The organism is Williamsia sp. SKLECPSW1, assembly GCF_054332755.1.
Genome location: NZ_JBTGLI010000001.1, coordinates 812,293 through 835,859, shown reverse-complemented (window position 1 = coordinate 835,859; position 23,567 = coordinate 812,293). Strand labels below are relative to the sequence as shown.

27 protein-coding genes are annotated in these 23,567 nt (G+C 68.9%); 12 read left to right on the top strand and 15 right to left on the bottom strand.

The genetic code is table 11. From position 1 onward, the window contains the following. Positions 1–197: 197 nt before the first annotated feature. Complete coding sequence (locus ACXVUM_RS03690; protein ID WP_458520516.1) at positions 198–1,598, top strand: LCP family protein; 1,401 nt, start codon at positions 198–200, stop codon at positions 1,596–1,598. 27 nt (positions 1,599–1,625) lie between these two features. Here the strand turns inward: ACXVUM_RS03690 and ACXVUM_RS03685 are convergent, their stop codons facing one another. From ACXVUM_RS03685 to ACXVUM_RS03670, 4 genes are all read right to left on the bottom strand, one after another. Then, on the bottom strand, positions 1,626–1,889 hold the full coding sequence (locus tag ACXVUM_RS03685) for a LuxR C-terminal-related transcriptional regulator (protein WP_458520515.1): 264 nt from the start codon (positions 1,887–1,889) through the stop codon (positions 1,626–1,628). 141 nt (positions 1,890–2,030) lie between these two features. Continuing rightward, positions 2,031–3,080 carry a hypothetical protein gene (locus ACXVUM_RS03680; protein ID WP_458520514.1) on the bottom strand — a complete coding sequence of 350 codons (1,050 nt, stop codon included), beginning with the start codon at positions 3,078–3,080 and terminating at the stop codon, positions 2,031–2,033. Positions 3,081–3,084: 4 nt separating this feature from the next. After that, the gene (locus ACXVUM_RS03675) at positions 3,085–4,311 is read right to left on the bottom strand and encodes a sensor histidine kinase (RefSeq protein ID WP_458520513.1); all 1,227 of its coding nucleotides are present in this window, start codon (positions 4,309–4,311) and stop codon (positions 3,085–3,087) included. A gap of 1 nt (position 4,312) precedes the next feature. Further along, a complete protein-coding gene (locus ACXVUM_RS03670; protein ID WP_458520512.1) occupies positions 4,313–4,900 on the bottom strand; it encodes a LuxR C-terminal-related transcriptional regulator in 588 nt (195 codons plus the stop codon). A gap of 242 nt (positions 4,901–5,142) precedes the next feature. Between ACXVUM_RS03670 and ACXVUM_RS03665 the strand changes: the two genes are divergently transcribed. Next, the gene (locus ACXVUM_RS03665) at positions 5,143–5,793 is read left to right on the top strand and encodes a nitroreductase family protein (protein ID WP_458520511.1); all 651 of its coding nucleotides are present in this window, start codon (positions 5,143–5,145) and stop codon (positions 5,791–5,793) included. Positions 5,794–5,830: 37 nt separating this feature from the next. Here ACXVUM_RS03665 and ACXVUM_RS03660 read toward each other — a convergent pair whose 3' ends face one another. The 8 genes from ACXVUM_RS03660 to ACXVUM_RS03625 form a co-directional block, all read right to left on the bottom strand. Beyond that, positions 5,831–5,989 (bottom strand): hypothetical protein, encoded by a 159-nt coding sequence (locus ACXVUM_RS03660; protein WP_458520510.1) that lies wholly within the window; start codon positions 5,987–5,989, stop codon positions 5,831–5,833. 62 nt (positions 5,990–6,051) lie between these two features. Next, on the bottom strand, positions 6,052–7,209 hold the full coding sequence (gene menE / locus ACXVUM_RS03655) for an o-succinylbenzoate--CoA ligase (protein ID WP_458522769.1): 1,158 nt from the start codon (positions 7,207–7,209) through the stop codon (positions 6,052–6,054). Continuing rightward, positions 7,206–7,535, bottom strand: coding sequence for a DUF3349 domain-containing protein (locus ACXVUM_RS03650; RefSeq protein WP_458520509.1), 330 nt, complete (start codon positions 7,533–7,535; stop codon positions 7,206–7,208). Before ACXVUM_RS03650 ends, menE begins: the two co-directional genes overlap by 4 nt. A gap of 102 nt (positions 7,536–7,637) precedes the next feature. Continuing rightward, on the bottom strand, positions 7,638–7,943 hold the full coding sequence (locus tag ACXVUM_RS03645) for a DUF3349 domain-containing protein (RefSeq protein ID WP_458520508.1): 306 nt from the start codon (positions 7,941–7,943) through the stop codon (positions 7,638–7,640). Beyond that, the gene (locus ACXVUM_RS03640; protein ID WP_458520507.1) at positions 7,943–8,230 is read right to left on the bottom strand and encodes a hypothetical protein; all 288 of its coding nucleotides are present in this window, start codon (positions 8,228–8,230) and stop codon (positions 7,943–7,945) included. The genes ACXVUM_RS03645 and ACXVUM_RS03640 overlap by 1 nt, the downstream gene beginning before the upstream one ends. A 36-nt stretch (positions 8,231–8,266) precedes the next feature. After that, entirely contained in the window at positions 8,267–9,505 is a 1,239-nt protein-coding gene (locus tag ACXVUM_RS03635) for an anion permease (RefSeq protein ID WP_458520506.1), read from the bottom strand. A 136-nt stretch (positions 9,506–9,641) separates the two neighbouring features. Then, positions 9,642–10,031 carry a VOC family protein gene (locus ACXVUM_RS03630; protein ID WP_458520505.1) on the bottom strand — a complete coding sequence of 130 codons (390 nt, stop codon included), beginning with the start codon at positions 10,029–10,031 and terminating at the stop codon, positions 9,642–9,644. Positions 10,032–10,355: 324 nt separating this feature from the next. Further along, positions 10,356–10,952 carry an RsiV family protein gene (locus tag ACXVUM_RS03625; RefSeq protein WP_458520504.1) on the bottom strand — a complete coding sequence of 199 codons (597 nt, stop codon included), beginning with the start codon at positions 10,950–10,952 and terminating at the stop codon, positions 10,356–10,358. Here ACXVUM_RS03625 and ACXVUM_RS03620 point away from each other — a divergent pair. Together ACXVUM_RS03620 and ACXVUM_RS03615 are read left to right on the top strand one after the other, a co-directional pair. Beyond that, positions 10,942–11,154: a hypothetical protein gene (locus ACXVUM_RS03620; RefSeq protein ID WP_458520503.1), complete on the top strand. Its 213-nt coding sequence runs from the start codon at positions 10,942–10,944 to the stop codon at positions 11,152–11,154. The two genes, ACXVUM_RS03625 and ACXVUM_RS03620, sit on opposite strands and share 11 nt — an antisense overlap. Positions 11,155–11,288: 134 nt before the next feature. Next, on the top strand, positions 11,289–12,341 hold the full coding sequence (locus ACXVUM_RS03615; RefSeq protein ID WP_458520502.1) for an LLM class F420-dependent oxidoreductase: 1,053 nt from the start codon (positions 11,289–11,291) through the stop codon (positions 12,339–12,341). Between the two features lie 39 nt (positions 12,342–12,380). Here ACXVUM_RS03615 and ACXVUM_RS03610 read toward each other — a convergent pair whose 3' ends face one another. Further along, on the bottom strand, positions 12,381–12,698 hold the full coding sequence (locus ACXVUM_RS03610; RefSeq protein WP_458520501.1) for a histone-like nucleoid-structuring protein Lsr2: 318 nt from the start codon (positions 12,696–12,698) through the stop codon (positions 12,381–12,383). 234 nt (positions 12,699–12,932) lie between these two features. On the opposite strand from ACXVUM_RS03610, the gene ACXVUM_RS03605 reads away from it, so the two are divergent. After that, on the top strand, positions 12,933–14,024 hold the full coding sequence (locus ACXVUM_RS03605) for a diguanylate cyclase domain-containing protein (RefSeq protein WP_458520500.1): 1,092 nt from the start codon (positions 12,933–12,935) through the stop codon (positions 14,022–14,024). Positions 14,025–14,310: 286 nt separating this feature from the next. On the opposite strand, the gene opgC is transcribed toward ACXVUM_RS03605, so the two are convergent. Beyond that, positions 14,311–15,402: an OpgC domain-containing protein gene (gene opgC, locus ACXVUM_RS03600; protein ID WP_458520499.1), complete on the bottom strand. Its 1,092-nt coding sequence runs from the start codon at positions 15,400–15,402 to the stop codon at positions 14,311–14,313. Positions 15,403–15,546: 144 nt separating this feature from the next. On the opposite strand from opgC, the gene ACXVUM_RS03595 reads away from it, so the two are divergent. The 4 genes from ACXVUM_RS03595 (at position 15,547) to ACXVUM_RS03580 (ending at position 19,282) form a co-directional block, all read left to right on the top strand. Continuing rightward, complete coding sequence (locus tag ACXVUM_RS03595; RefSeq protein WP_458520498.1) at positions 15,547–16,452, top strand: sialate O-acetylesterase; 906 nt, start codon at positions 15,547–15,549, stop codon at positions 16,450–16,452. Positions 16,453–16,608: 156 nt separating this feature from the next. Then, the gene (locus ACXVUM_RS03590) at positions 16,609–17,499 is read left to right on the top strand and encodes a cutinase family protein (protein WP_458520497.1); all 891 of its coding nucleotides are present in this window, start codon (positions 16,609–16,611) and stop codon (positions 17,497–17,499) included. A 323-nt stretch (positions 17,500–17,822) separates the two neighbouring features. Continuing rightward, positions 17,823–18,434 (top strand): cutinase family protein, encoded by a 612-nt coding sequence (locus ACXVUM_RS03585; protein WP_458520496.1) that lies wholly within the window; start codon positions 17,823–17,825, stop codon positions 18,432–18,434. Between the two features lie 86 nt (positions 18,435–18,520). After that, on the top strand, positions 18,521–19,282 hold the full coding sequence (locus ACXVUM_RS03580; RefSeq protein ID WP_458520495.1) for a DUF6882 domain-containing protein: 762 nt from the start codon (positions 18,521–18,523) through the stop codon (positions 19,280–19,282). A gap of 201 nt (positions 19,283–19,483) precedes the next feature. On the opposite strand, the gene ACXVUM_RS03575 is transcribed toward ACXVUM_RS03580, so the two are convergent. Then, positions 19,484–21,274 (bottom strand): DUF4012 domain-containing protein, encoded by a 1,791-nt coding sequence (locus tag ACXVUM_RS03575; protein WP_458520494.1) that lies wholly within the window; start codon positions 21,272–21,274, stop codon positions 19,484–19,486. Between the two features lie 141 nt (positions 21,275–21,415). On the opposite strand from ACXVUM_RS03575, the gene ACXVUM_RS03570 reads away from it, so the two are divergent. The 3 genes from ACXVUM_RS03570 (at position 21,416) to ACXVUM_RS03560 (ending at position 23,537) form a co-directional block, all read left to right on the top strand. Continuing rightward, complete coding sequence (locus ACXVUM_RS03570; RefSeq protein WP_458520493.1) at positions 21,416–21,793, top strand: hypothetical protein; 378 nt, start codon at positions 21,416–21,418, stop codon at positions 21,791–21,793. Between the two features lies 1 nt (position 21,794). After that, complete coding sequence (locus ACXVUM_RS03565) at positions 21,795–22,460, top strand: class F sortase (protein WP_458520492.1); 666 nt, start codon at positions 21,795–21,797, stop codon at positions 22,458–22,460. 117 nt (positions 22,461–22,577) lie between these two features. Continuing rightward, entirely contained in the window at positions 22,578–23,537 is a 960-nt protein-coding gene (locus ACXVUM_RS03560; protein WP_458520491.1) for a GDP-L-fucose synthase family protein, read from the top strand. Positions 23,538–23,567: the final 30 nt, after the last annotated feature.

The window sequence follows — 23,567 nt, the reverse complement described above, 5'->3', positions numbered from 1 at the left end:
CCAGGAACCGTCTCTTGGGCGCCAGGAACCACCTGTCGGGCAGTCGGGACCCGGGTGAGGTGTCCCAAACGCCCGACGAACGGTTCCGACCGCGGGTGCTCTGGCCGAAAAGCGTTGTACGCACCGCTTTTCCGATTCGTCCGGGTCGGTGGTGCTCTCAGTGGGTTCTCAGCGACACCTGCATACAGTGACCGGCGATGCCGCAGACCCCGCCCCCGCCTCGCCGGCCCACAGCCGGCGAGTTGCTGCGCGCCCGACAGGCCGACGACGGCTCTGTCCCCGACCTGGCGGCGGGCTACCGGTCGATTCCCGAGGCCACGAAGTCCCGACGTTCACCCACCCCGCACAAGCGACGAGCCCGGTCGACCCGGCACCGATCACCCCTGGCGATACCGCGGGGTGTGGCGGCGGTCCTGTCGTGCGCGGTGCTCGTCGCGTGCGGGGTCGGATGGGCCGGTGCCCGACAGGTCGTCGGGGGCTTCCACACGTCCAACGCCCTCGCCGATGCGCCGCGATCGCACGACGGGGCCGAGAACATCCTGCTGATGGGTCTCGACACCCGCAACGACCGCGACGGCAACCCCCTACCGCCCGACATCCTCGCGCAGCTCCACGCCGGCGACGGGTCCGAGGGCGGCTACAACACGAACACCCTCATCCTCATCCACATCCCCTCCGACGGGAAGAAGATCGTCGCCTTCTCCATCCCGCGCGACGACTACGTGACGATGGTCAACCCCGACGGCAGCACCGGCATCGACGGCACCGAGAAGGCGAAGATCAAGGAGGCGTACGGGCGTCGCAAGGCCGAGGCCGAGAACGAGCTCGCCGCACAGGGGATGACGGACCCCGTCGAGCTGGAGACGCGGGGCCGCGACGCCGGCCGCGCGGAGACCCTCGCGACGGTGCGCGCGCTGACCGGCGTCCCCATCGACAAGTTCGCCGAGGTGAGCCTGGTCGGTTTCTACGACATCGCCAAGGCGTTGGGGGGTGTCACCGTCTGTCTGAACCACGCTGTCTCCGACAGCTACTCGGGTGCGCACTTCTCCGCCGGCGTGCACAAGCTCAACGCAGCGCAGGCACTGGCCTTCGTCCGGCAGCGCCACGGACTCGACAACGGCGACCTCGACCGCACCCACCGTCAGCAGGCGTTCCTGCTGTCGGTGGAGCACGAACTGCAGTCGTCGGGTGTCTTCTCCGACCTGGGCAAGCTCAGTGCTCTCGTCGACGTGGCCCAGCGCGACGTCGTGTTGTCGTCGGGGTGGAACCTCGTCGACGACGCCCACGAACTCGGCGACATCGCCGGCCAGTCGGTGACGTTCACGACGCTGCCGGTGGTGCGGTACGACACCGTGGACGGGCAGGACGTCAACATCGTCGATCCCGCGGCGATCAAACAGCAGGTGCAGACGGCATTCGGGATGATCCCGCCTGTAGCCACCACCCCGTCGTCGTCGGCGACCGACGAGGCGGCGCAGACGGTGTCGACCAGTCAGGACCAGGCGTCGTCCGACACCGGTGACGGCGACACCGACAGCACCCCCGACCAGGGGAAGCCGGTCACGACGACCGCGTCCGGTGTCCCCTGCGTCAACTGACGCGGGACCGGATCTGCCGGGCGGGTCTCAGAGCTGGTCGAGGTCGACGATGCCGTCCTGCAGCGCGCGTGCCAGCAGTGCCGCCTTCGTCGACGCAGGGCGGCCGACGGCCTCGTACTTGGTGCGGATCCGCGAGATGTGGGTGTTCACGGTCGACTCGGCGATGAAGAGTCGCTGACCGACCTCTTCCTTCGACTCCGACAGCACCCACGCACGCAGGACCTCACGCTCGCGCATGCTGAGTCCGGGGTCGGGGATGTCGGTGCTCGGGGGTTCCGTCACGACGGTCATGTATCTCCTCCAGCGCTGCCGACGCTGAGTGCGCTCGGCGATGAGAGGGACAGTAACGGTCCAGTCGGACAATTTTCCAGACGCCGACACGGGTGACCCCCGACCGGGTATCACCGTTAGCCACAACAACCTTCGCCGGCGTCAGGCGGTTGCGCGTCGCATCTTCTGCCCCGTCTCGTCGAGGTCCAGACGTCGCCCTCCGGCCTCGTCGCGGACCGTCACGGATGCGATCGCCGCACGTCCGGATGGGAGCAGACGTACACGTACGTCGCCGGAACCCGCCCCGTCCAGTGTCTCGACGACGATGCCGACGACGCGTTCCCACACGGCAGGGTCCAGCGCATCGGGGCCGCGGGAGTCGTCGAGCAGTACCACCTCGACGCCGCGTGCCCGAGCCGCGCGGGCGGCGTCGGCGACCGCGGGGACGTCCAGGCCCGGGGCGCGCAGACGATCACGCAGTTGTGCCTCGAGAAGCCGACACACGGTGCGGTCGTCGTCATCGAGCACATCCCCCGCGGCGATGCGATCCAGCATCGGGCGCACCAACCGGTCGAGCTCGCCCAGTTGCGCATCGCGTTCGAGGCCGGTCGCCTCGGCTGCCGCGAGTTCCGCGCTGCGTCGCTCGCCGGCATCGCGCAGGTCGAAGACCAGCTTCGCGCCAGGGCGCAGTGTCAGGCTGAAGACGGTGGCCATCGCGAGCGGGCCGAGATCGACGAGCACGTTGTCGATGTGATCCAGCGGGGCGAGTCCGACGAGCGTCGATCGTGCGATGTAGACGCCGACCATCAGCGCCATCCCGATCCACGCGCTCCCGGTCCTGCCGCGGACGCACATGAACGCCAACACCATCGTGCCGATCCCGTGGGACCATCCGGACACCGGCGACGGCAGGTCGCGTCCGCACCCGGCCAGGATGACGGCGCAGGACACGCCAGGCGCGGACGCCATGGCGGTGGCCGCGAGCCGAGGGAGGGGGTCGCCGGGGACGGCGAGCAGGGCCACGGTGGCACTGCCGACGACGAACAGGCCGACGACCATCGCGGAGGTCGCCATGAGCGTCTTCGGAACGACCCACAGCAACGCGAACACGATGCACGTCAGATAGATCCCGACGACGATCCGCGCCGCCGGGGTGTGCATCCCGATGAGTGCGCGGGCGTCCCGAGGGGTCTCGTCGTCGATCAGCAACATGCGGCTACCGCCGCCACGTGATGGTCACGTCGGTCCCGCGCCCGGGAGTCGACACGACCCGGGCGTCGCCGCCGTCGATCTGGCGCATCCGGCCGACGATGCTGACCGCGATGCCCAGCCGGTGCGGTGCCACGGACCGTGTGTCGAATCCGCGCCCGTCGTCGGCCACGGACACCTCGATCGAATCGTCGCCGAGTGTCGCGGTGACCTCGTGCGACACTGCCGCGGCGTGGCGGATGCTGTTGCGCAGTGCCTCGCCCATCGCCGCGCCGATGGTCTGCACGACGCCGATCGGGTACACGACGTCGTCCGGAACGGCGGGTAGGACGATCTGGGGGCGCACGGTGTCGTCGACGTCGGTGAGGGCGGCGCGCAGTTGTCGTGCTGCGGAGATCGCGGGTATGTGGTCGACTCCGGCAGGGGGAGCGGCGATCTCGGCGAGATCGTCGAGTGTCCGGCGGGCGAGGGCCTTGACGTCCTCGGTGGCCCCCATACGAGCGGCACCCAGCAAGGTTGCCATCACACCGTCGTGGGTCAGCGCGTCGAACCGCGCTCTCTCGACGCTTCGCGCCTGCGCCGCAGCCGTTTCCGCCGCGATCCGGTACGTCTCGTCGCGCGTGCGGTCGAGAAGTCGGGCCGTCCGGACACCGATGATCGTCGCGCAGACGTAGGGCATCGAGTAGGCGAATGCGAACGCGATGTCCGCAGGGCGGCCGACGGCGTTCGCGTCCACCTTCACCGGGGAGTTGCAGATGATGACGGCCCCCGAGACGACGGCGAGGTAGATGATCGGCCGCAGGCCGGGCTGCAGACCGAGCGCGACTGCGACGAGGCCGGGAAACGTCGCGTACCAGAGTCCGGCCCCGTTGGTGGTGTGCGCGCCGGTCCACGCGATGTCGGTGAGCAGTACGGCGCCGAGGAACATCACGGCCGCGGCCGTCGTGGTCAGACGGATGCCTCGCGCTGATCCGGTCGCGCCGGCCACCCCGATCGCCAGCCCGCTGCCGAACACCACGATCGGCGCGCCGAGTGCCCACCACGACGCCATGAAATCGAACGAGTCGACGATGTTGGCGAGGTTGATCAGCAGGTAGGCGAGGTATCCGGCGCCGACGAAGAGTGCGAACTGACGCGTGATCCGCTGCTCCGCGTCACCGGCGCGTGTCCCGTCGACGGGCCGCGCCTCGGCGCCCGCGGGCGGGCGTGCGAGTTCTGCCGGCGCGGTGACCATGTCAGCCGATCGAGTCACGCCGTGGCATCGGGAGGAACCCGTCCTCGACGGCGCGTTTGTAGAGGTCGGTCTTGGTCCTCGCGGGTCGGCCGGCGTTGGCGTACTTGAGTCGGATGCGGTCGAGATGCATGTTGACCGTGTCGGCGGCGAGGTCGGTGAGCTCGGCGACACGCGCGGTGGACTCGCCGGACGCGTACAGCTCCAGCACTTCTCGCTGTCTGGGTGAGAGTTCGACGACGAACACGTCGTCGGCGTCGATGGCCGCGGCCCAGTCCATCGTCGGCACCGGATGGCCGGCCGCAGCGGTGCGGATCGCGTCCAGGACGACCGCTGCCGGGCTCGACTTGCGGACCACACCCAGGACGTCCGCCGACGCCGCCGAGCGGACCAGGAACGGGTCCTCGGCTGCGGTGTAGACGAGGGTCTGGATCCCGTGGGTGTGCAACGCCTCGACGTTCGCGCGGGGCGAGCTGCCGTCGAGCAATCGCAGATCCAGGACGGCGAGTGTCACGCCGTCGGTGGTCTCGAGGAGTTCGTCGACGGTGGGGGCACCGCCGGCGAACTCGAGATCGTCGGCGGTGCTCAGCATGTGTTCCACGCCGAGGATGGAGATCTCGTGATCATCGATGACTCCGATGCGAGGGGGCCGGTCCGCCGACTCTGCCACTGATGGGTGTCCCGTCTCGTCCGTTGTTCTGACCACAGTTCAGCGACATCGTGACCGATGAGGGCTCGTCAGGCACGCGTGCGCGGGCGACTCGTCTCGTTTTGTGGTTCGAACGTACGACTGTGTCGTACTCGTGTGCGGCACCGATCGGCCACGATGGACCCATGAGCACACTCGACCTGACCCCCGATGACCTGTTGACGACGACGCGCACCGTCCGCAAGCGCCTCGACCTCGATCGACCGGTCGAGATGGCGATCGTCCGGGAATGCCTCGAGATCGCGCTGCAGGCGCCGTCGGGCTCGAACCGGCAGGGGTGGCAGTGGGTGGTGGTGACGGACGCGGAGCAGCGTCGGCTGGTCGGCGACATCTACCGCGAGGAGACCGAGCGCTACCTCGAGTCGTCGTATGCGGCGGACAAGCTCTTCGCCGACGACGCAGGCCGCTCGCAGGTGCAGAAGCGCGTCGGATCCAGCGTCCGACACCTCGGGGAGACGATGGGCCGGGTGCCGGTCCTGCTGGTGCCCTGCATCAAGGCGGGCCGCGAGCTACCGGCCGGGAATCAGGCCGGGTTGTGGGGATCGTTGCTGCCGGCGGTCTGGAGCTACGCCCTCGCCGCCCGTGCCCGCGGGCTCGGCACCGCGTGGACGACGCTGCACCTCGACCGCCGGGAGCGCGACGTCGCCGAGATCCTCGGCATCCCTGAGGGGTACCACCAGGGCGCGCTCATCCCGACCGCGTACTTCACGGGCGAGACGTTCAAGCCCGCCCCGCGTGCTCCGCTCGACGAGGTCCTGCACGTCGACCGGTGGTGAGCTCGGAGCCCAGCCTGTTGCGCGAACTGCGTCGACCTCAGTCGTCGGCGTCGTCGGAGGATCCCGACGGCGGCGCGGTGTAGCCCTGTGCGTTCTCGTCGGGAGTCGCCGGGGCCGCGGTCTCGTCGAGTCCGTCGGTGGGGGCGGTGTAGCCGGTGGCGTTCTCGTCGGGGGTGGCGGGATCGGTGTCGGGCACGGGGTCTCCTGAGCGTCGGCGGTGGTGGTCGGAGATGTACCCGAACCCCGCCGTCCGAAACGTCAGCTGTAGCGCGCCCGCAGGGCGGACCGGTCGACCTTGCCCGGACCCCGCGACGGCAACTCCTCGACGACGATCACCTCGCGGGGGACCGCCGCGCGGTCGAGGCGGTCGCGGACGACGGACTGCACCGCCTCGGCGCGGACGACGGCGTCGCGCGCGGCCACGACGACGGCGACCACCTTCTCGCCGAGGCGGTCGTCGGGCAGGCCGACCACCGCGCACTCGGCGACGGTCGGGTCGGCGAGCACCGCGGCCTCCACCACCTGCGGGACGACGGTGAGCCCGCCGGTGGTGATCGCCTCGTCGGCGCGTCCGACGATGCCCAGCACCCCGTCGTCGACGCGACCGAGGTCGTCGGTGAGGAACTCGCCCGGGGTCGCGAACGCGGGGTGGTCGGGCCGGTTGCGGTAGCCCAGCGCCACCATCGGTCCCGACAACGCGACTCGACCGACCCCGTCGACCGGGGATTCGAGACGAATCCGTACCCCGGGCAACGGGATCCCGTCGTAGACGCAGCCACCGCCGGTTTCGCTCATGCCGTAGGTGCGCACGATGGGCAGCCCCGCGTCGACGGCACGCGCCTGTAGCGGGGCGGGTGTGGCGGCGCCGCCGACGAGGATCGCGTCGACCTCGCGAAGGGCGGCGACGGCCTCCGGGTCGTCGAGGACCTTCACGAGTTGGGTCGGCACCAGCGAGGTGTACCGACGCGGGCCGTCGACGCGGTCGAGCGCGCGCACCAGGTCCGTCGGTGCGAATCCCGCCCCGACGTCGACGACGACCGGCGTGAAGCCCGCACGCAGGCACCGCAGCAGGACCTGCATGCCCGCGATGTGGTGCGCGGGGAGCGCCAGCACCCATCCGCCGGGGCCGCCGAGTCGATCCTCGGTGGCGGCGGCCGAGGCGGCGAGGGTCGCGGCGGTGTGCATCGCACCCTTGGGGACGCCGGTGCTCCCGGAGGTGGCGACGACGAGCGCGACGTCGTCGTCGATGGGTCCTCCCGCGGCGAGAGCCGTTGTGAGGCGGTCGGTCTCGCGCGGATCGTCGGCGGGGACGGGCAGCGCGGCGGTCCGTCCGGCGATGATGTCGCGGAGACGATCCGTCGCGTCGAGGACTGCCGGTCCCGAGCGCAGGGGCAGGGGCTCGAGGATGCGGCTCAGCTCGGGTCCGCCTTCGGCGAGTCGATGTCGCAGGTCCAGCCGGCGCCTTCGAGTACCGATCGCACACGGTCGATGTCGGCGTCGGCGGGCATCTCGTCGGTCACCTTCGTGATGAGCACGGCGACGTCGACGCGGGTGATCGGCTCGAAGTCGGGGTCGGTCGCGGCCTCCGTGGCCAGGTGGTCGGCGATCTGGCCCACCTCGTCGTCGGTGAGTTGCCGACGCAGCAGCGCCACCAACGGGATGTAGTCACCGACAGGCACGCCGTGGGGATATCCGGCACGCAGCCAACCGACGATCGAGCGGAGCAGGTGGGAACGGTCCACGACGCCCTCCTCGGTCACGACAGCGACGGCGCTGTCTTCTCAGCGCCCGGGTTCGGGCTCCCAGGATAGTCCGTCGACGCTGGTGGCGACGGGTGCGAGCCGCTAGTCGACGGGCTGGGCGAGCGGCCAGCCGACCGCTGCGAGCCGGGAGGCGACCTGGTTGATCTCCTCCGGGTTCGGCTCGGTCTCGATCACCTTCTGGATGGCGAGCCGGATCTGCTCCTCGGTGACCGGCTCCTCGGTGCCGTGTTCCTTGAACACGGTGAGGATCGCGAGGGTGACCTGCTCCTCGTCGAGGGTCCGCTTGAGCAGTGCCAGCAGCGGGAAGTAGTCCTTCGGCGGGACGCCTTCCGGGTAGCCCTTGCGCAGCCACCCCAGGACCGCGTCGAACGTGCTCGCGTCGGCCATCACTTCACCGGCGCGAACGGGAAGAGGTTGACACCGAAGTGGTAGTTGATCGTCGTGCGGGTGATCCACAGGATGCCCACGAGGATCACCACGCCGATCAGCGTGAACAGGGCGATCCCGGCCGCCTTCAGCGCCGGGTTGCCCGGCGCGGTGGTGGCGCCGTCGGTGCCGGTGTCACCGGAGCCGGCCGCGAACAGTCGCAGCCCGACGGCGAACAGCGCGGGCAGTCCGGCGCCGAGCACCAGGCCCACCACCAGGACCTTGAAGATGGCCTCGAATTCGTGCATGTCGTCCTCGTTCGATTCGTCTGGAGGAGGGGCAGGTCAGCGTGAGCCGGCGGTGGCCGCCGGGCGGGTCTCGACGACCTCGGCCGGGATCACCGAGTTCGACGTGTCGTCCCAGTCGGCGTTGACGTTGTTGTGGTCGACCTTCTGCTGCTGTGCGCGCCAGTACATGAAGCCCGACAGGGTGGCGAGGATCAGGAAGATCACGATCGCGCCCACCGCGCCGCCGATCGCGTTCGCGATGAAGTAGGTCGCGGCGCCGACCAGTCCGGCCAGCGGGAGGGTGGTGACCCAGGCGACGACCATGCGGCCGGCGACGCTCCAGCGGACGGCCGCGCCGGGCTTGCCGACCCCGGTGCCGAGGATCGACCCGGTGGCGACGTGCGTGGTCGACAGCGCCATGCCCGCGGCGCTCGAGGTGAGGATGATCGCGGCCGACGACGCCTCGGCGGCGAGTCCCTGCGGAGCCTTGATCTCGACGAGGCCCTTGCCCAGGGTGCGGATGATGCGCCATCCGCCGAGGTAGGTGCCGAGCGCGATGGCCAGGGCGCAGGACAGCACGATCCAGATCGGGAGTCCCTCGCTGACCGAACCGGCCGAGAGGTGGCCGGTGGCGATGAGCGCGAGCGCGATGACGCCCATCGTCTTCTGCGCGTCGCCGGTGCCGTGGGCCAGGGAGACCAGCGACGCCGTCGCGATCTGGCCGGCGCGGAAGCCGCCCTCCTTGCGGGACTCGGCGATCGACGCGGTGATCTTGTAGATCATCCAGGTGCCGGCCGCGGCGACGACCAGCGCGATGACCGGTGCCAGCAGGGCGGGGATGACGACCTTGTCGACGATGCCCTCCCAGTTGACGCCGCCGGTCCCGATGGCGGCGATGCCCGAGCCGATCAGGCCGCCGAACAGCGCGTGCGACGAGCTCGACGGGAGGCCGAAGAGCCAGGTGAAGAGGTTCCAGAGGATGCCGCCGATGAGGCCGGCGAAGATGATGATCAGCGCCTTCTGCGCGTCGAGCCCGGGGAGGAGGTCACCGGCGTCCGCGCCCTTGGTCTGCTGGATCTTCAGGACGTCCTTGGTGATCGTCGCCGCGACCTGCACCGAGAGGAACGCGCCGACGAGGTTGAGGATCGCGGCGAGTCCGACGGCGATCTTCGGCTTGAGAGCGCCGGTGGCGATGGATGTCGCCATGGCGTTGCCGGTGTCGTGGAAGCCGTTCGTGAAATCGAAACCGAGGGCTGTGATCACCAGCAGAACCAGGATCAGCATCTCTGCGCTCATGCCCGAAATCTTCCGCTGCGCGGACCGGGAAATCCAAATGAGACAGGACGATTACCTGTTTCTGACCTGCAGGTTTGTGGGACCTACAGTCGCCGTTTGCCAACTGTTCATCTCGGGGTGGCACGCGTGCCGCGTACTACCGGTCGTCGTTGCGGGTGTCGCGTCGCAGCGGATGGTCCGACGGGACCTCGACGACGATCAGCGTGCGCCCGTCGGGGTCGTGGATGTGCATCTCCCTCAGCCCCCACGGTTCGGTTCGCGCCTCCCGGTCGATGGTGACGCCCGCCTCGCGGAGCGAGGTCTGGGTGGCCTCGATGTCGCGCACCTGCAGCCACAGGGAGGTCGACGCGGAGTCGGCGTCGGTGGTGAGGTGTGCAGCCACCTCGACGAGCGTCGACCCCGCGAAGAACACCGTCCCGCCGGGGTACTCCCGGGCGATCGCGAGACCGAGTGCGTCGCGGTAGAAGGCCGTGGTCGCGGCCGGATCGCGCGGTCGCAGGAGGACACGGGCGCTGAGGATCTCCACGGGTCCTTCCTACCGGGTTGGAGCGCTCCACTTCAGGGTTGCTGCTCCGGCTCTGGCGTTCGCGCTCCACTTCCAGGGCTCTCGTCGATTGACGCTCCGGTTCCAGGGGTCGTGGTCGGTGGACGCTCCACTTGTTCGAGGACGCTCCGCCTGCAGGCGGAGCGTCCTCACAGAAGTGGAGCGCACACCCTGGAACCGGAGCGTCAACCCTGCAGGTGGAGCGCACACCCTGGAACCGGAGCGTCAACCCTGCAGGTGGAGCGCACACCCTGGAACCGGAGCGGAAAGGGGACTGCAGAGGCTCATCCCGTCCGCGACGAGGTCTCAGCTGCTGAGGACGTCCTGCATCCCGGGCGCGAGGACGTCGGAGAGGTCCGACCAGGGGACGGTGATGGAGATGAGGCCGTCGGCGTAGGCGCCGACCTGGTAGTCCCCGAAGTGGATCTGCATGCCGTCCGGGGACGCGGTCCAGTTGGCGAAGTTCTTCTCCGCCGGGGTGATCCCGCTGCGCTCGAAGCGCGCGCCCGCCCTCGTCGTCGGCAGGATCCGCGCCGCCTCCCGCGACAGCCGCCGAAGCCCGGCGTTCAGGTTGCCGAACACGTCGGAGAGAGTGATCGGCTTCGCGGTGTCCGCGTCGATGGTGACGGTCGCGAGCAGCGAATCACCGTGCGCGCCGGGCGGGTCGGCGATCCAGTAGCTGATCAGCTCGGCACTGACGACCCGCGAACCGATGTGGAACGGGCCCTGACGGGAACCGTCGGAGAGCGTGAAGGACATGCCCGAGTAGTCGTGGTCGATCTGGTCCTGCAGCGCGGCGCGCATCGACTGGTTGAACTCGGCGGTCACGGCCTGCTTTCCGCCGGCGAGTTGGGGGATGACGACGTCGTAGCGCGCGCGATCGGTCGAGCCGGTGACCCGCACGCTGCTCTTCGTGTACGCCGCCGCGGGCGCGCTCGACGACGTGGTGGTGGTCGGTGCCGTCGACGACGATCGCGTGACCGTGACCAGCGTCGTGACGGTGCTCGGGCCGGGGTCGCCCCCCGACGAGCACGCGCTCAGAGCCGAGGTCGCCACGACCAGTGCCGCGGATGCCAGTGCTGCACGTCTCATGCGTCAGGCTTAGCGGCCGGAGACCCGTACGACAAGCACCGACCCACCCCGACGACCATGGGGGAAGTTATGGTGAGGCCGATCCCGGTGGCCTGTCGCGGTCGGGCATCATCGACGACGACGAGGTCGGGACGAGAGGCGGTTCGCGTGAAGATCGGTATGGCCATCAACTATGCGGGGGACTTCACCGAGACGATCGACCACCTGCTGGAGTTCGAGGCCGCCGGCCTGGACCGTGTGACCGTCCCCGAGGCCTACAGCTTCGACGCGGTCAGCCAGCTCGGGTTCATCGCCGCGAAGACGACCACCCTCGAGCTCGCCACGGGCATCCTGCCGATGTTCTCGCGCACGCCGACGAACATCGCGATGACCGCCGCCGGCCTGGACTACATCTCCGACGGTCGCGCCGTGCTGGGCATCGGCGCGTCCGGCCCGCAGGTGATCGAGGGCTTCCACGGGGTGAAGTACGACGCCCCGCTCGGCCGTGCCCGCGAGTACGCCGACATCTGCCGGATGGTGTGGCGTCGCGACCGCGTCGAGTACAAGGGCAAGTACTACACGCTGCCGCTGACGGCCGAGGACGGCGGAACCGGACTGGGCAAGGCCCTCAAGCTCATCAACCACCCTGTGCGCGAACGTATCCCGATGGCCCTGGCCGCGATCGGCCCGAAGAACGTCGCGCTCGCCGCGGAGAAGTTCGAGGAATGGCAGCCGATCTTCTTCCACCCCGAGCACGTCGACGTCGCGTTCGGTGAGCCGCTGGCGAAGGGCAAGGCGAAGCGGGAGGCCGAACTCGGCGACCTGAACATCTCCGTCACCACCGCGCTGCTCATCACCGACGACGCCGAGAAGGCTGCGGCCGCACGGGAGATGGTCTCGCACCAGGTGGCGCTGTACGTGGGCGGGATGGGTGCGCGCGGCAAGAACTTCTACAACGATCTCGCCGTCCGGTACGGCTACGTCGACGAGGCCAAGACGATCCAGGATCTCTACCTCGACGGCAAGAAAGACGAGGCGGCACAGGCGGTCCCGGACGACCTGGTCCGGCAGATCTCGCTGATCGGATCGCGTGACGAGGTGACCGATCGCGTCGCCGCGTTCCGCGACGGTGGGGTGACGATGGCACTCGCGACCCCGATGGCGGGCAACCACGCCGACGACGTCGCTCAGGTGCGCACCCTGAAGGAGATCGTCAGCTGATCGGTGCGCCCGGCGTCATGCCGGGCGACGGGTGAACGCTCAGTGCGCCTCGTGGTAGGCGTCGACGATCACCTTCGGGACGCGACCGCGTTCGCTGATGTCCCATCCGTTCTCGACGGCCCAGGCCCGGATGTCGGCGACGGACACCGCGGCACGGGCGGTGTCGGAACGACGCGTCGTCCTCCTCCGGGACACCTCGACGTACTTCTGCAGAAGAGAGCGCAGTTCTTCTGCGCTCTCGTGGGACGTCTCGAGTTGATACTCGGATCCGTCGATACCGAACCGGACGGTCTCCGGGTCGGACAAGATCTTCCCGCTCAGATCGTCGACTACTTCAACAACCGTAATTCGTGCCATTTGGTAATGGTAACGCTTATTTGCAGTTCATGACAGTTAATTTTTGTGACGATCCACAACTATTGGCCCGCAAGTCGCACAAGAAGTCCTGAATCGGGCTTCAACAGTTGTGCTGTGTCCCGCTTGTGCATTGCTGGTGAGAGCCCCGAATTTCCGGCGAAAGTGCATGTCGGAGGGGATCGGTTGTCTGTACAGTCGTCATGGGTAGTGTCTGCGGGACCGGGGGGAGCGCCGATGCGCGACGGGGTTGCGCCGATCCTCCGTCGTTGGTGGTCCGACGATTTCGATCGCGTGTGGTCGTTCCAGCATCTGCAATCCAGCGGATTGTTGCGGTCACAGAAGCTGATCATCGGTGCGGGAAGTCTGTTGTTCGGGATCTCGGCGTTGTTGTCGCTGCCCGCCGTGAACACCTGGGTGCACACCGGCACCTTCGTGACCGCGGTGCTGGTCGCCATCACCCTGAGCTCGATTGTCATCGCCATGCTCTGGTGGTTCCGTCCGTGGCCGGGCCCGGTCGCCTCCTTCGTGTTCATCGTCTACGCCGACATCTGCGTCATCGCCGTGATGTCGACCTATCGCGACGTCTTCGAGTCGATGCCCGGGTTGACCCTGCTCGCGGCGGTCACGGTCTACACGGTGATCCACCACGGCCCGCGGGCGGTGATCGTGCAGACCGTCGCGGTGCTGGTGGTGACCTGCGTGTTCGCCGTGTGGTCGGGCGTCGACCGATCCGCACCCGCCGAGATCATCGCCATCCGGTCTCTCGTCGTGGTCCCGGTGACCGTGTGCATCCCCCTACTCCTGGTTCCGTTGGTGGCGGTGCTGCGGCGTGATGCGAGCGGTTCCTACCGCGACGACATGACCGATCTGCACAACCGGCGCGGCATGCAGATCCGCACTGCGGAGTTGATCGACCGCGGGGTCGAGTTCTCGTTGTTGCTCATCGACATCGATCAGTTCAAGACCATCAACGACGAGTACGGGCACGCCGCCGGCGACGACGCTCTGGTGCACGTGGCGTCGATGATGCGGTACCTCTCACCGGTGGGTGCCGTCGTGGCCCGGATCGGCGGCGACGAGTTCGCGATCGTGCTGCAGGGTGATCATCCGGCGGCCGAGCGACTCGCTGCGGATCTCCACGCCGCGATCGCCCGTGAGACCGCCACCGGCGCGGCCCCGCCGATGACCGTCAGCATCGGGATCGCGACCGTCCCCGGTGACGACTCGGGCGAGGGTCTCTTCGACCTCGAACAGGTGCTGCTGCGCGCGGACCGCGCGATGTACGCCGCGAAGAACGACGGGGGAGCGCGCACCGTCCAGGCGTGAGGCGCCGACCGGACACGGTCGCGCCGATTGTGAACGCGCATCAATCGCAGCCCGATAATTAGGGTATCTAAGTGAATTCCCACCGCGGGTTCCCTCAGTGTGTTGCACTCTGCGGCAAGCGTTGGTGAACGAATGAATGAAAGGGTGGTCGCCACATGGGTTCCGTCGACACGCTGATCAGCATCGCGCAGCTCCTCAAGCTGCTCCAGTCGCTCGGACTGCTGGGCTAGCACATCGAAAGTCTCTGCTGTGCAGGTCGCTTCGCGTTCAGGAGACTCGTGGTCGGTCAGTCGACGTCGGCCCGCTCCCGCGACGGTGTGACGCGTGCGATGGCCGTCGTGCGAGCGGCGGTCAGCGGTGGCCCCAGGGCTCCGCGGATCCGGGCGACCGGCCACATGGCGACGACGGCGACCACCGCGACGATCTGCGCGAGCAGGGTGGTCTGGTCGTCGCCGATCACGTACGGCAGCGCGATGCCCAGCGCACACAGCGTGACGAAGCACGCCAGGCTGCGTGACCCGATCGTCGCGACGGGACCGACCAGCCGCGGCCGGGTCACCATCAGCCGTCGCGCGAGGTGGTACAGCAGCAGGAACACCGCCCACGCCATGACGATCCGACCGGGCGCGCAGAAGGACTTGCCGAAGAGCGGGTCGTAGACGCCGAAGGCGCCGGCCGTGACCTGGGCGATGAAGAGGGTCACCGCGACGACCGTCGCGACGACGCGTGCTCGGCGCGACTGCACCACCGCCGCCACCCGATCCCAGTGCCACCCGACCATCAATCCGCTGCAGTACAGCGCCTGCCACGACGCCCACGCGAAGTAGGTGTGCGGATTCGGCTGGTCGGGGAGTCGACCCCATTCGAGGACGGTGTTGACCACGTAGAGGGCCACCGACGAGATGGCCACCGCGTGCCACCAGCCGCGCGCCAGGAGCGGGATCCACAGCAGCGTCAGCCCCATGAGGATGACGTACAGCGAGAGGATGTCGATGTTCTCGGGGTTGATCTGCAGGGTCAGCAGCCACCCGGTGATGCGTGCCGCGGAGAACGACTCGAGATCGGGCAGGGACTCGCGGGGTGCGAAAATCCCCGCGATCACTGCAGTCCCGGCCAGCGAGATGTGCGCGACGTAGAGCAGCAGGAGTCGTCGTCCGACGCGGCGCTCGGCCACCGCGACCGACCGACGCGCGCGACGTGAACTGACCATCCCGAGCACGACGCCGGCGAGCAGGATGAAGCCCGACGCCCCGTCGACCCCGGGCACGATGTGGACGAGCCACCACAGCGGTGACCCGAGGCTCAGGTGGCCGATCACCATGCTGGCGATGCAGACACCGCGGACCACGTCGAGTGCTGTGTCCCTCTGACCGGCCATCGCGTGACCGTAACCCGACCTCACGAATCCGGCATCTCCCGCTGTCGGTCCATCGATCTCGCCCCCGCCTGCGCGGCGACGCACGACGGGCCATGATGAGCGGAAGGCCGCGACGTTCGGCGGCCCGATCCGCCTGGAGGTGGCATGCCCTCGCCGTTCGACCCGGAGTTGCGTTCCTATGACGAGGACCGCGCGATCCACGGCAGCTTTCCCCGGCACCTGCAGGCGGTGATGGCTGCGAAGACCGTCGTGAAGAAGGCGATCGCGACGGGGACACCTGCGCCCCCGGTCGACAAGCCGTATCGCGTCGTCGCCGTGCTCGGGCAGTCCAACGCCAGCGGCGCGGGCAACGAGGAACCCGGGGTGACACCGCCCCCGGTCCATCCGCTGGTGCACCAGTGGCCCGGGTGCGGCCGCTACCGGGGTCGTCGCATCCTTTTGGCGAAAGACCCACTGCTGCACGAGGTGCCGGGTGCCGGTGTGGGTTTCGCGACGATGTTCGGATCGCTGCTGGCGGAGACGACCGGCGACCCGGTGCTGCTGGTGCCCTGCGCACGCGGCGACACGTCGTTCTATCCCAAGAACGGGTACTCGTGGGATCGCGACAACCACGATGTGCGCGTCAACCTCTACGACTACTCGATCAAGCAGATCGACTCGGCTCTCGCGAAGACCGGGCAGAAGCTCGACTGCATCCTGTGGCACCAGGGGGAGTCCGACGGCCCGCTGTCGGAACACGACGTCTTCCAGCGCCAGTTCGACCGGCTGATCGGCGGACTACGCGAGCGCTACGGGCCGGTGCCGTTCATCCTCGGTCAGCTCAGCCCCGACTACATGCACTTCGGCCCGCCGAAGCTGGCCGGGATCGACGCCGTCCACCAGGACACCCCGAACCGATGGGACCACGCCCGCTTCGTCCCGTCCCCGGCCGGGATGCTCAACGGAGCACCCGGCAGCGGCCTGCCCGAGGACCCGCACTTCACCGCCGAGGCAGGCCGCATCATCGGCCGTCGGATGTTCGAGGCGTACCAGGGATTCGCGGCGACCTGAGTCGTCACAAACGTCCGCTACAGGTGAGCCGAGGGCAATGCTCCCTCTGCGCGCGCCCAGCGGACGTTTGTGACGTATCCGGGGCGACTGCGGACCGCGGATTGCACGGTGAGCTGCGGTTTCACCGCGGAGCTCGTCATCCGGCATCATCGAGGGGTGCGGAGGAGGAATCGGTGGTGGGCGGCGACGGTGGTCGGGCTCTCCGCGATCGGCCTCCTGGCCGTCCCCGCGCCCGCCGTCGCGCAGGGATCGTCGTGCGCTCCGGTCGTGGTGATACCGATCCGGGGCAGCGGTGACGGCAGCGTCGGGCCCAAGCGGTACGGCGACATGGTCACGAAGGGCTGGGAGGGCGCGACGCTCAGCACGCTGCTGACCGCCACGTATGCAGACCAGCCGGCGATCCGCGCCGTGCCGGTGCTGTCGGTGGGTGCGGGATACGCGGCCGTCGGCACCGAGGACGGGATCCGGCATCGCAGTTTCGGCCGGTCGATCGCCTCGGGTGTGTCGACGGCGGTGGATGCCTACGACTCCGCGCGGGCGAAGGGGAGTCCGGGATGCGCGCCGATGGTGGTGCTCGTCGGGTTCTCGCAAGGCGCGGCCGTCGCGCGCGGTGTGGCCGTCGAACTGGCGAAGCGGTCGGTGGTCGCCGCCGCGGTGTTGATGGGCGACCCGCTGCAGAAGCCCGGGGCCGACGGGGTGATGGGCACCGGCAACCGCGGCGAGGGGATCTGGCGTAGCCCGGTGGGCGCCTTCGTCAGCGGTGTCGACGACCGCGGCGCCGACGCGTACTACTCGTTGCCGCGAGTCCGGCGGATGTCGGTCTGTCACGTCGGTGATCCGGTGTGCGACTTCCGGGTGGGTACCGACCTCTCGGGACATCCCCACACCACCTACCTCGCCGAATCGACGATGTTCCAGACGTCCGGGTCCGCACCCCCTCTCGGCCCGAGCGAACTCTCCGTCCTCGCCGCCACCCTCCGTGGCGACATCCTGTGGGCGGCCGAGCAGTTCCGGCCGGCGTCGAGTCGTAGTCGGGACGTCATCTGAGCGGTCGACCGCACACGGGTCGACACACGCGATCGTGTTCCACGGTGCATGCTTGTCCGATGACGGTGAGGCGGTGGGGGACCCGCGCCGGAGCGACGATCGTGATCGTCGTCGCGTGTACGGCAGCGATGGTGTCGGCGGGAGCCGCGAGTGCGAGAACGCCGGCGGCGCACGATGTGTGTCCGGCGGCAGTGGTGATCCCCGCTCGGGGGAGTGGCGATCCAGCGGTCGGTCCTCAGCGGTACGGGAACAGTCGCAGTGATGGGTACGAAGGTCCTCTGCTGCGGACGCTGCTCACCGCGACGTACCGGGGCGACCGGTCCGTGGCGTCGATCCCGGTGGTGACAACGGGTCCCGCGTACCGCGCGGTGTCGGTGGTGGAAGGTGCCCCGACCCGCTCATTCGGGTCGTCGATCGCCTCGGGTGTCGCTGCCGTGGTCTCCCGCTACGATGCGGTGTCCGCCGCGGGCGGCCAGGGATGCCGACCCGGGGCGGTGCTCATCGGTTACTCCCAGGGCGCTGCAGTGGCCCGGGAAGCGTCGATCGCACTGGCACCACGTCACGTGGTCAGCGCGGTCATGCTGTTCGGGGATCCACAGCAGATCCCGTCCGCGCCCGGTGCGGCCGGGACGGGGTCGACGGGCACCGGCATCTGGCGCACTGACGCCACCGCGGCGTTCTCCGGGGTGTCGACGGTGGGGGTCGACGACTACTACCGCCTTCCCGGGTTGCAGCGATGGGCACTGTGTCACGCGGGGGATGCGGTGTGCGACTTCGGTCCTGGCGTCGACATCCTCGTCGACCAACATCAGACCTACCTCCAACCCGGACGACGGTTCATCCCCTCCGCGGGACGTCCGCCGTCGACGCGCACCGAGCTGCAGGTCGCGGTCGCCACCCTCCGCGGGTTCATCCGCGACGCCGCCCATCGCTGACCGCTCCTGCGGGAACACGGGTACCCGCGCACCGCGAGTAGTTCATCTGTACGGTGTCTCCCGGCATGTGACGTGGGAGGGACGACATGGGTGATCTGCCGGGCCACTTCTGGATCGACCAGGAGCGTGATGTGGTCGCGCAACTCGCGGACCACACCGCGGTCCTGTCGGGTGAGGCGCAGGAGATGTTCGCCGAGCGGTACGGGCACGCGGCGTGGGATGCCTCCCTCGGAGACCCCGTCTCGTTCGTGTTCCACACCGACCCGCCGACGTTCTTCGCCCCGTGCTTTCTCGGTTCTCGCGCGGAGGACGGTTCGTGGATGTGGGGGTGGAACAACATCAACGGATTCGCCGATCCCGTTGTCGCGATCGCCCATTCGGTCTACCAGTGCGGTGACCATCTGTCCGTCGACGAGTTCCGGATCCCGCTGCAGCACACCGATCCCAGGCTCCGTGAGGCCGACGGGCTCCCCGTGCGCGCAGACTGTGAGACCACGTTCCTGCTCGCCGCGCAGGCGCTGTCTCTGGATCCCGCTCCCGCCTACTTCCGGGTGATGGGAGACAGCGACGAGTCACGCTCGTACCTGTTGCTGCGCAACGACGACGAGTTCGCGCTGCCACCGGCGACGGCGATGTCGGTGCAGCATGCCCTCACCGCGGCGCTCGCAGCCGGCACCATGACCGACCACGCGCTGGCGGTGTTCGCCTACGCCGACCGTCGCGCGGGAGTGACCATCGACGATCCCGGCGACCAGCACTACACCCTGCACACCGCCGACGGGTCGGTGACGGTGTCCTTCGACGGTCAGGGGCGGATCGCACGGATCGAGTCCCGAAGCGGCGGTTGAGCCGCCGGGGCACCGGGGATGCTCAGTCCCGTGTCCAGCTGCAGGCGGCGCAGGTGCACTCGGGATCACGGTGACGGCGGCGTCCGACGAGCCGCGTGATCGCGGCTACGAGGGCGGCTACGCCGATCAGTCTCACCCCGTCGAGAGTACGCATCGGTGTCGTCCGAACAGCCGAACAGCGAAGAACATGCACATGTCGATTCACTGAGGTGCCCCACATGAGGTGCCGGTCACGACGCTGCGCAAGTCGCCGGTGAGGGCCTGATCCTGGAGATCGACGGGGACATCCGACCGCTTCTCGGTCACCTCGAACCGGACGGTGACCGGAGTCTGGGGAGGCAATGTCACCACAGCGAACGTCACCAGGTGACCCAGCTCGACGCCCGTGCCGAACCCGACCGGCTCACCGTTGACGAGCACACGGAGGATCGCCGAGTCCCAGGACGAGTAGAGGTACACGGCGACTCGGTTGGTTCCTTTCGGCAGGCCGCCCGAGCCCGGCAGATAGGTGCCGAGCACCTCGGGGGAGAGGGTCGGTATCGCCGCGACGGGGACAGCGTTCGTGAGGGTCGCGTCGACGCGCACCAGTTGGCGATCCGCTGAGCACAGCCCGTACCGATAGTCGACGTCACGCTCGAGGTAGTAGTCCAGTTTGCTCCCGTAGGCGTTGTTCACGACCACCTCGGCGTACGGGGCCGGGGAGTACGGGATCTGGTGGGCCAGTGTGGTCGTCGAGAGCTCGGCTTCCTCCGCCGCTCGCGCGCTCCACACCGAGATCCGCCCCTGCGTGACGGCGGCCTCGGAACTCCGCCCCAACGTGCCGAGGTCGAAGCGACCCGCGGTGAGGCGGTCGACGGCGGCGGCTGCGATCTGGCCCAGGTAGTCCTTGCGGGCGCTCCGGCGGTCGTCGAACCGTCGGTACGCGGTCGACTCGGTGATCTGGACGATGTTCTCGCTCGTCACGGTCGTCCCGTCGTCGAGTCGGACCGGACCGATCGCGCCGAGGATCCCGGCGAGCACGGTCGGATCGATCCCGACGACGATGTCGGGTGTGAGCCCGGTCTGTTGGCGCGTGAGACTGCGCCAGATCTGGGCCGCGTACGGAAAATGTGGGCTCAGGTTCGAGTTCTGCCACAGGGTGGTGGGATCTGCCTCGCCGTAGAGCTTCTCGTAGTCGGAGCCGAGATCGATCGCGCGGCCCGGCGGGACGGCGAGATCGGACACCGTTCGACGCTGCTGGACACGACCGTCGTCGGCGGTGAGGACGAACAGCGCCCCGGGCAATCCGCCGGTGGCACGCGCCTCGGCGGGGTTCTGGACGACGACCGCGATGGTGCGGGGCCCGTCGCTCCCGAGCATCGTGGGGAGCAGACGCGTTGCGCGATCGGCCGAGGTCAGTTGTCCTCGTAGATCATTCAACTTCGCGCGGAACTCCCGGACGGCCGAGTTCACCTCCGACGACCAGGTGTCGGAGCCGATGGACTGCACCTCTCGGCGCACGGTGGTGACCGCATCGAGTGCAGCGGTCACCGATGGCCGCGCGGAGTTCAGAGCGGACAGGTCGACGCGACCGCGGTCCACGAGTGGCTCTGCGAACACCGCTTGCGCGGCCGTGCTCGCCTGGGGAAGCGCGGTCGCGGCGAGCCGATCGGCCGCGCCGGAGAGCTGCCGGACGGAGTCGACCGGTGCTCCGACCCACGGCACGGCCGCGGCGACCCTCAGCGGGAGGCGATTGGAGGCGTCCTCGGCATCGTGCGCGGCGCGTGCCGTCGCGCTCACGGCCCGATCGACGGAGCCACGGTCGCCTGTTCTGACGGCCACCTCGAGGCTCGTGATGGAGTTCTGGGCTGCGGCCAGGTGATCGCGCACGGTCATGAGTTCGACGACGATCCAGACCGCGACGGCGATGGCTGCGAGCAGCAGCGCCAGGAGGATCCACCGGACGGCATCCACCATCGCGTGGCGGCGGGTGCGGGGCACGGTGGGGGTCATGAGACGGCCGAGCCTCCTGTCCCTGATCGCGGTCGAGACCAGGATGCCGCAGGTCGCCGCGGTTCTGTGGCGTGTTGCGGTAACGTATTAAGACTCGCAGAGATTGAATTCATGGTAGTGAATCGCAGTAAGGATCCGACGATGCCGCAGCGGCTGCACACCCGGGGCAGGGCCCGTGTCTTCGCAGCTGCGGCGGGGCCGGTGATCGCGATGGGGATCCTGGCGGCACCTGCCTCGGCTGCGCCCTATCCGCCGGTCCCGGTCACCAGTTCTCCACAGGGGCCCGCGGTGGGTGCGGCGAGCCCGGTGAACCCCGGATCCGCCGGGATCGCTCCAGGGCTGCGGACCCCCGGCGCCGCCGGACTCGCACCGGGAGCGTTCCCTGTGCAGGCGCAGACCGGAGCGCCGCCCGCCGAGTCGGGGTCCGAGGCGGCGCCACTCGTCTGGTCGGTGTCCGGGGGAGCCCTCGTCTTGCTCTGTGCCGCCGCCGCCATCGTCTGGCGACGCAGAATCCACTGACATGTCGCACGGGCGGTCACGCTCCGCGGGGTCTGTGATCGCGCTGTGTGCCGCGCTCGTGATCGTGGCCGGCTGCGACGACGCGTCCACCACTGCTGTCCGGCCCTACCCCGAAGGGAACCCGGTCGCGGCGTCGAGGCCGTTGAGTCCGTCGGCGGCCGTCGTGGTCCCGACGGCGCGTCGGCCGCTGGTCCCCGGTCATCTGGTCATCCCCGCGATCTCGGTGAACGCGCGCGTCGTCGGTCTCGGGACCACCGTCGCACCGGATCCCTTTCTCGGCGGCAAGCAGGTCACGAGCTTCGAGGTCCCGGCCGACCTCTCGACGGTCGGATGGTGGCGGGACGGCGCTCGGCTCGGCGATCGCGGAATGGCGGTCCTGTTGGGGCACAGTCAGGTCGGTGGTGGGTACGCCGTCTTCAACGACCTGTCCCGCCTGGCGGCGAGCGATTCGATCATCGTCGAGACCGCCGACGGGCGGGAACGTGCACAGTTGCGGGTGACACGCGTGGTCGCCGGGATCCCCAAGGACGACGAGGCGGCACTGCAGACCGCGTTGTCGTCCAACGCGCAGACGTCCGACCTGGCATTGATCACCTGCAGTGGCCCCTTCGACATATCTAGTTCGGAAAGCGAAGAGAACACAGCGGTTTTCGCTCGTCTGTCCTGACCGCTGAGCAGACGCGAACCCGTATTTGAGATCGCAAGGTCGCAATACGTCACCGCAAAGACCGTGGTATAACTGTGGCCTGGGTCACCTATTTGACCGACACGCCAGGGAGCTCACGTGACGCACCGGACAGCCTTCGCGCTCCCGCATGGGGATCCGATCTTCGTCGCCGGCCATCGAGGTCTCGTCGGCTCGGCGATCATGCGTCGTCTGCGGGAAGCCGGACATCGAAACCTGGTGACCCGCGCAAGGACTCGGCTCGATCTGCGCGATCGCGGTGCCGTGATGGAGTTCTTCGACGAGACACGTCCGGCGGTCGTCGTCCTCGCAGCCGCGAAGGTCGGCGGCATCGCAGCGAACAGTGCGGCGCCGCACGACTTCCTCTCCGAGAACCTGCAGATCCAGGTCAACGTTCTCGACGCCGCGCTGCGGGTGGAGACACCGCGCGTCCTTTTTCTCGGGTCGTCGTGCATCTATCCGAAGTTCGCCGACCAGCCCATCCGCGAGGACTCGCTGCTGACCGGTGCGCTCGAGCCGACGAATGATGCGTACGCGGTCGCGAAGATCGCGGGGATCATGCACGTGCAGGCCGTCCGTCGGCAGTACGGTCTGCCGTGGATCTCGGCCATGCCGACCAATCTCTACGGCCCCGGGGACAACTTCGCACCGGAGACGTCGCATGTCCTGCCCGCCCTGATCCGTCGATATGACGCTGCGGTCCGCGAGGGTGCGGACTCGGTCGTCAACTGGGGTTCCGGCACTCCGCGACGCGAACTCCTCCACGTCGACGACATGGCCGACGCCTGCCTCCATCTCCTCCGCCATCACGACGGCGCGACCCAGGTGAACGTCGGCACGGGCGAGGACGCGACGATCGCCGAGATCGCAGGACTGGTCGCCGACGCCACCGGTTACACGGGCCGGACCGACTGGGACACATCGAAACCCGACGGGACACCGCGCAAGGTGCTCGACGTCAGCACACTCACCGCCACCGGCTGGAAGCCGTCGATCCGTCTCGACGACGGGATCCGCTCCACCGTGCAGTGGTACCGCCGGGAGCCGGCCCCGGCATGACACAGACCCCCACCACGCCGCCCACCCGAA

What these genes read in the sequence shown, in the direction of transcription:
- ACXVUM_RS03690 (WP_458520516.1), top strand. Translation starts at nt 198, where the DNA reads ATGCCGCAGACCCCGCCCCCGCCTCGCCGGCCCACAGCCGGCGAGTTG.
- ACXVUM_RS03685 (WP_458520515.1), bottom strand. Translation starts at nt 1,889, where the DNA reads ATGACCGTCGTGACGGAACCCCCGAGCACCGACATCCCCGACCCCGGA.
- ACXVUM_RS03680 (WP_458520514.1), bottom strand. Translation starts at nt 3,080, where the DNA reads ATGTTGCTGATCGACGACGAGACCCCTCGGGACGCCCGCGCACTCATC.
- ACXVUM_RS03675 (WP_458520513.1), bottom strand. Translation starts at nt 4,311, where the DNA reads ATGGTCACCGCGCCGGCAGAACTCGCACGCCCGCCCGCGGGCGCCGAG.
- ACXVUM_RS03670 (WP_458520512.1), bottom strand. Translation starts at nt 4,900, where the DNA reads ATGCTGAGCACCGCCGACGATCTCGAGTTCGCCGGCGGTGCCCCCACC.
- ACXVUM_RS03665 (WP_458520511.1), top strand. Translation starts at nt 5,143, where the DNA reads ATGAGCACACTCGACCTGACCCCCGATGACCTGTTGACGACGACGCGC.
- ACXVUM_RS03645 (WP_458520508.1), bottom strand. Translation starts at nt 7,943, where the DNA reads ATGGCCGACGCGAGCACGTTCGACGCGGTCCTGGGGTGGCTGCGCAAG.
- ACXVUM_RS03640 (WP_458520507.1), bottom strand. Translation starts at nt 8,230, where the DNA reads ATGCACGAATTCGAGGCCATCTTCAAGGTCCTGGTGGTGGGCCTGGTG.
- ACXVUM_RS03635 (WP_458520506.1), bottom strand. Translation starts at nt 9,505, where the DNA reads ATGAGCGCAGAGATGCTGATCCTGGTTCTGCTGGTGATCACAGCCCTC.
- ACXVUM_RS03610 (WP_458520501.1), bottom strand. Translation starts at nt 12,698, where the DNA reads ATGGCACGAATTACGGTTGTTGAAGTAGTCGACGATCTGAGCGGGAAG.
- ACXVUM_RS03605 (WP_458520500.1), top strand. Translation starts at nt 12,933, where the DNA reads ATGCGCGACGGGGTTGCGCCGATCCTCCGTCGTTGGTGGTCCGACGAT.
- opgC (WP_458520499.1), bottom strand. Translation starts at nt 15,402, where the DNA reads ATGGCCGGTCAGAGGGACACAGCACTCGACGTGGTCCGCGGTGTCTGC.
- ACXVUM_RS03595 (WP_458520498.1), top strand. Translation starts at nt 15,547, where the DNA reads ATGCCCTCGCCGTTCGACCCGGAGTTGCGTTCCTATGACGAGGACCGC.
- ACXVUM_RS03580 (WP_458520495.1), top strand. Translation starts at nt 18,521, where the DNA reads ATGGGTGATCTGCCGGGCCACTTCTGGATCGACCAGGAGCGTGATGTG.
- ACXVUM_RS03575 (WP_458520494.1), bottom strand. Translation starts at nt 21,274, where the DNA reads ATGACCCCCACCGTGCCCCGCACCCGCCGCCACGCGATGGTGGATGCC.
- ACXVUM_RS03570 (WP_458520493.1), top strand. Translation starts at nt 21,416, where the DNA reads ATGCCGCAGCGGCTGCACACCCGGGGCAGGGCCCGTGTCTTCGCAGCT.
- ACXVUM_RS03565 (WP_458520492.1), top strand. Translation starts at nt 21,795, where the DNA reads ATGTCGCACGGGCGGTCACGCTCCGCGGGGTCTGTGATCGCGCTGTGT.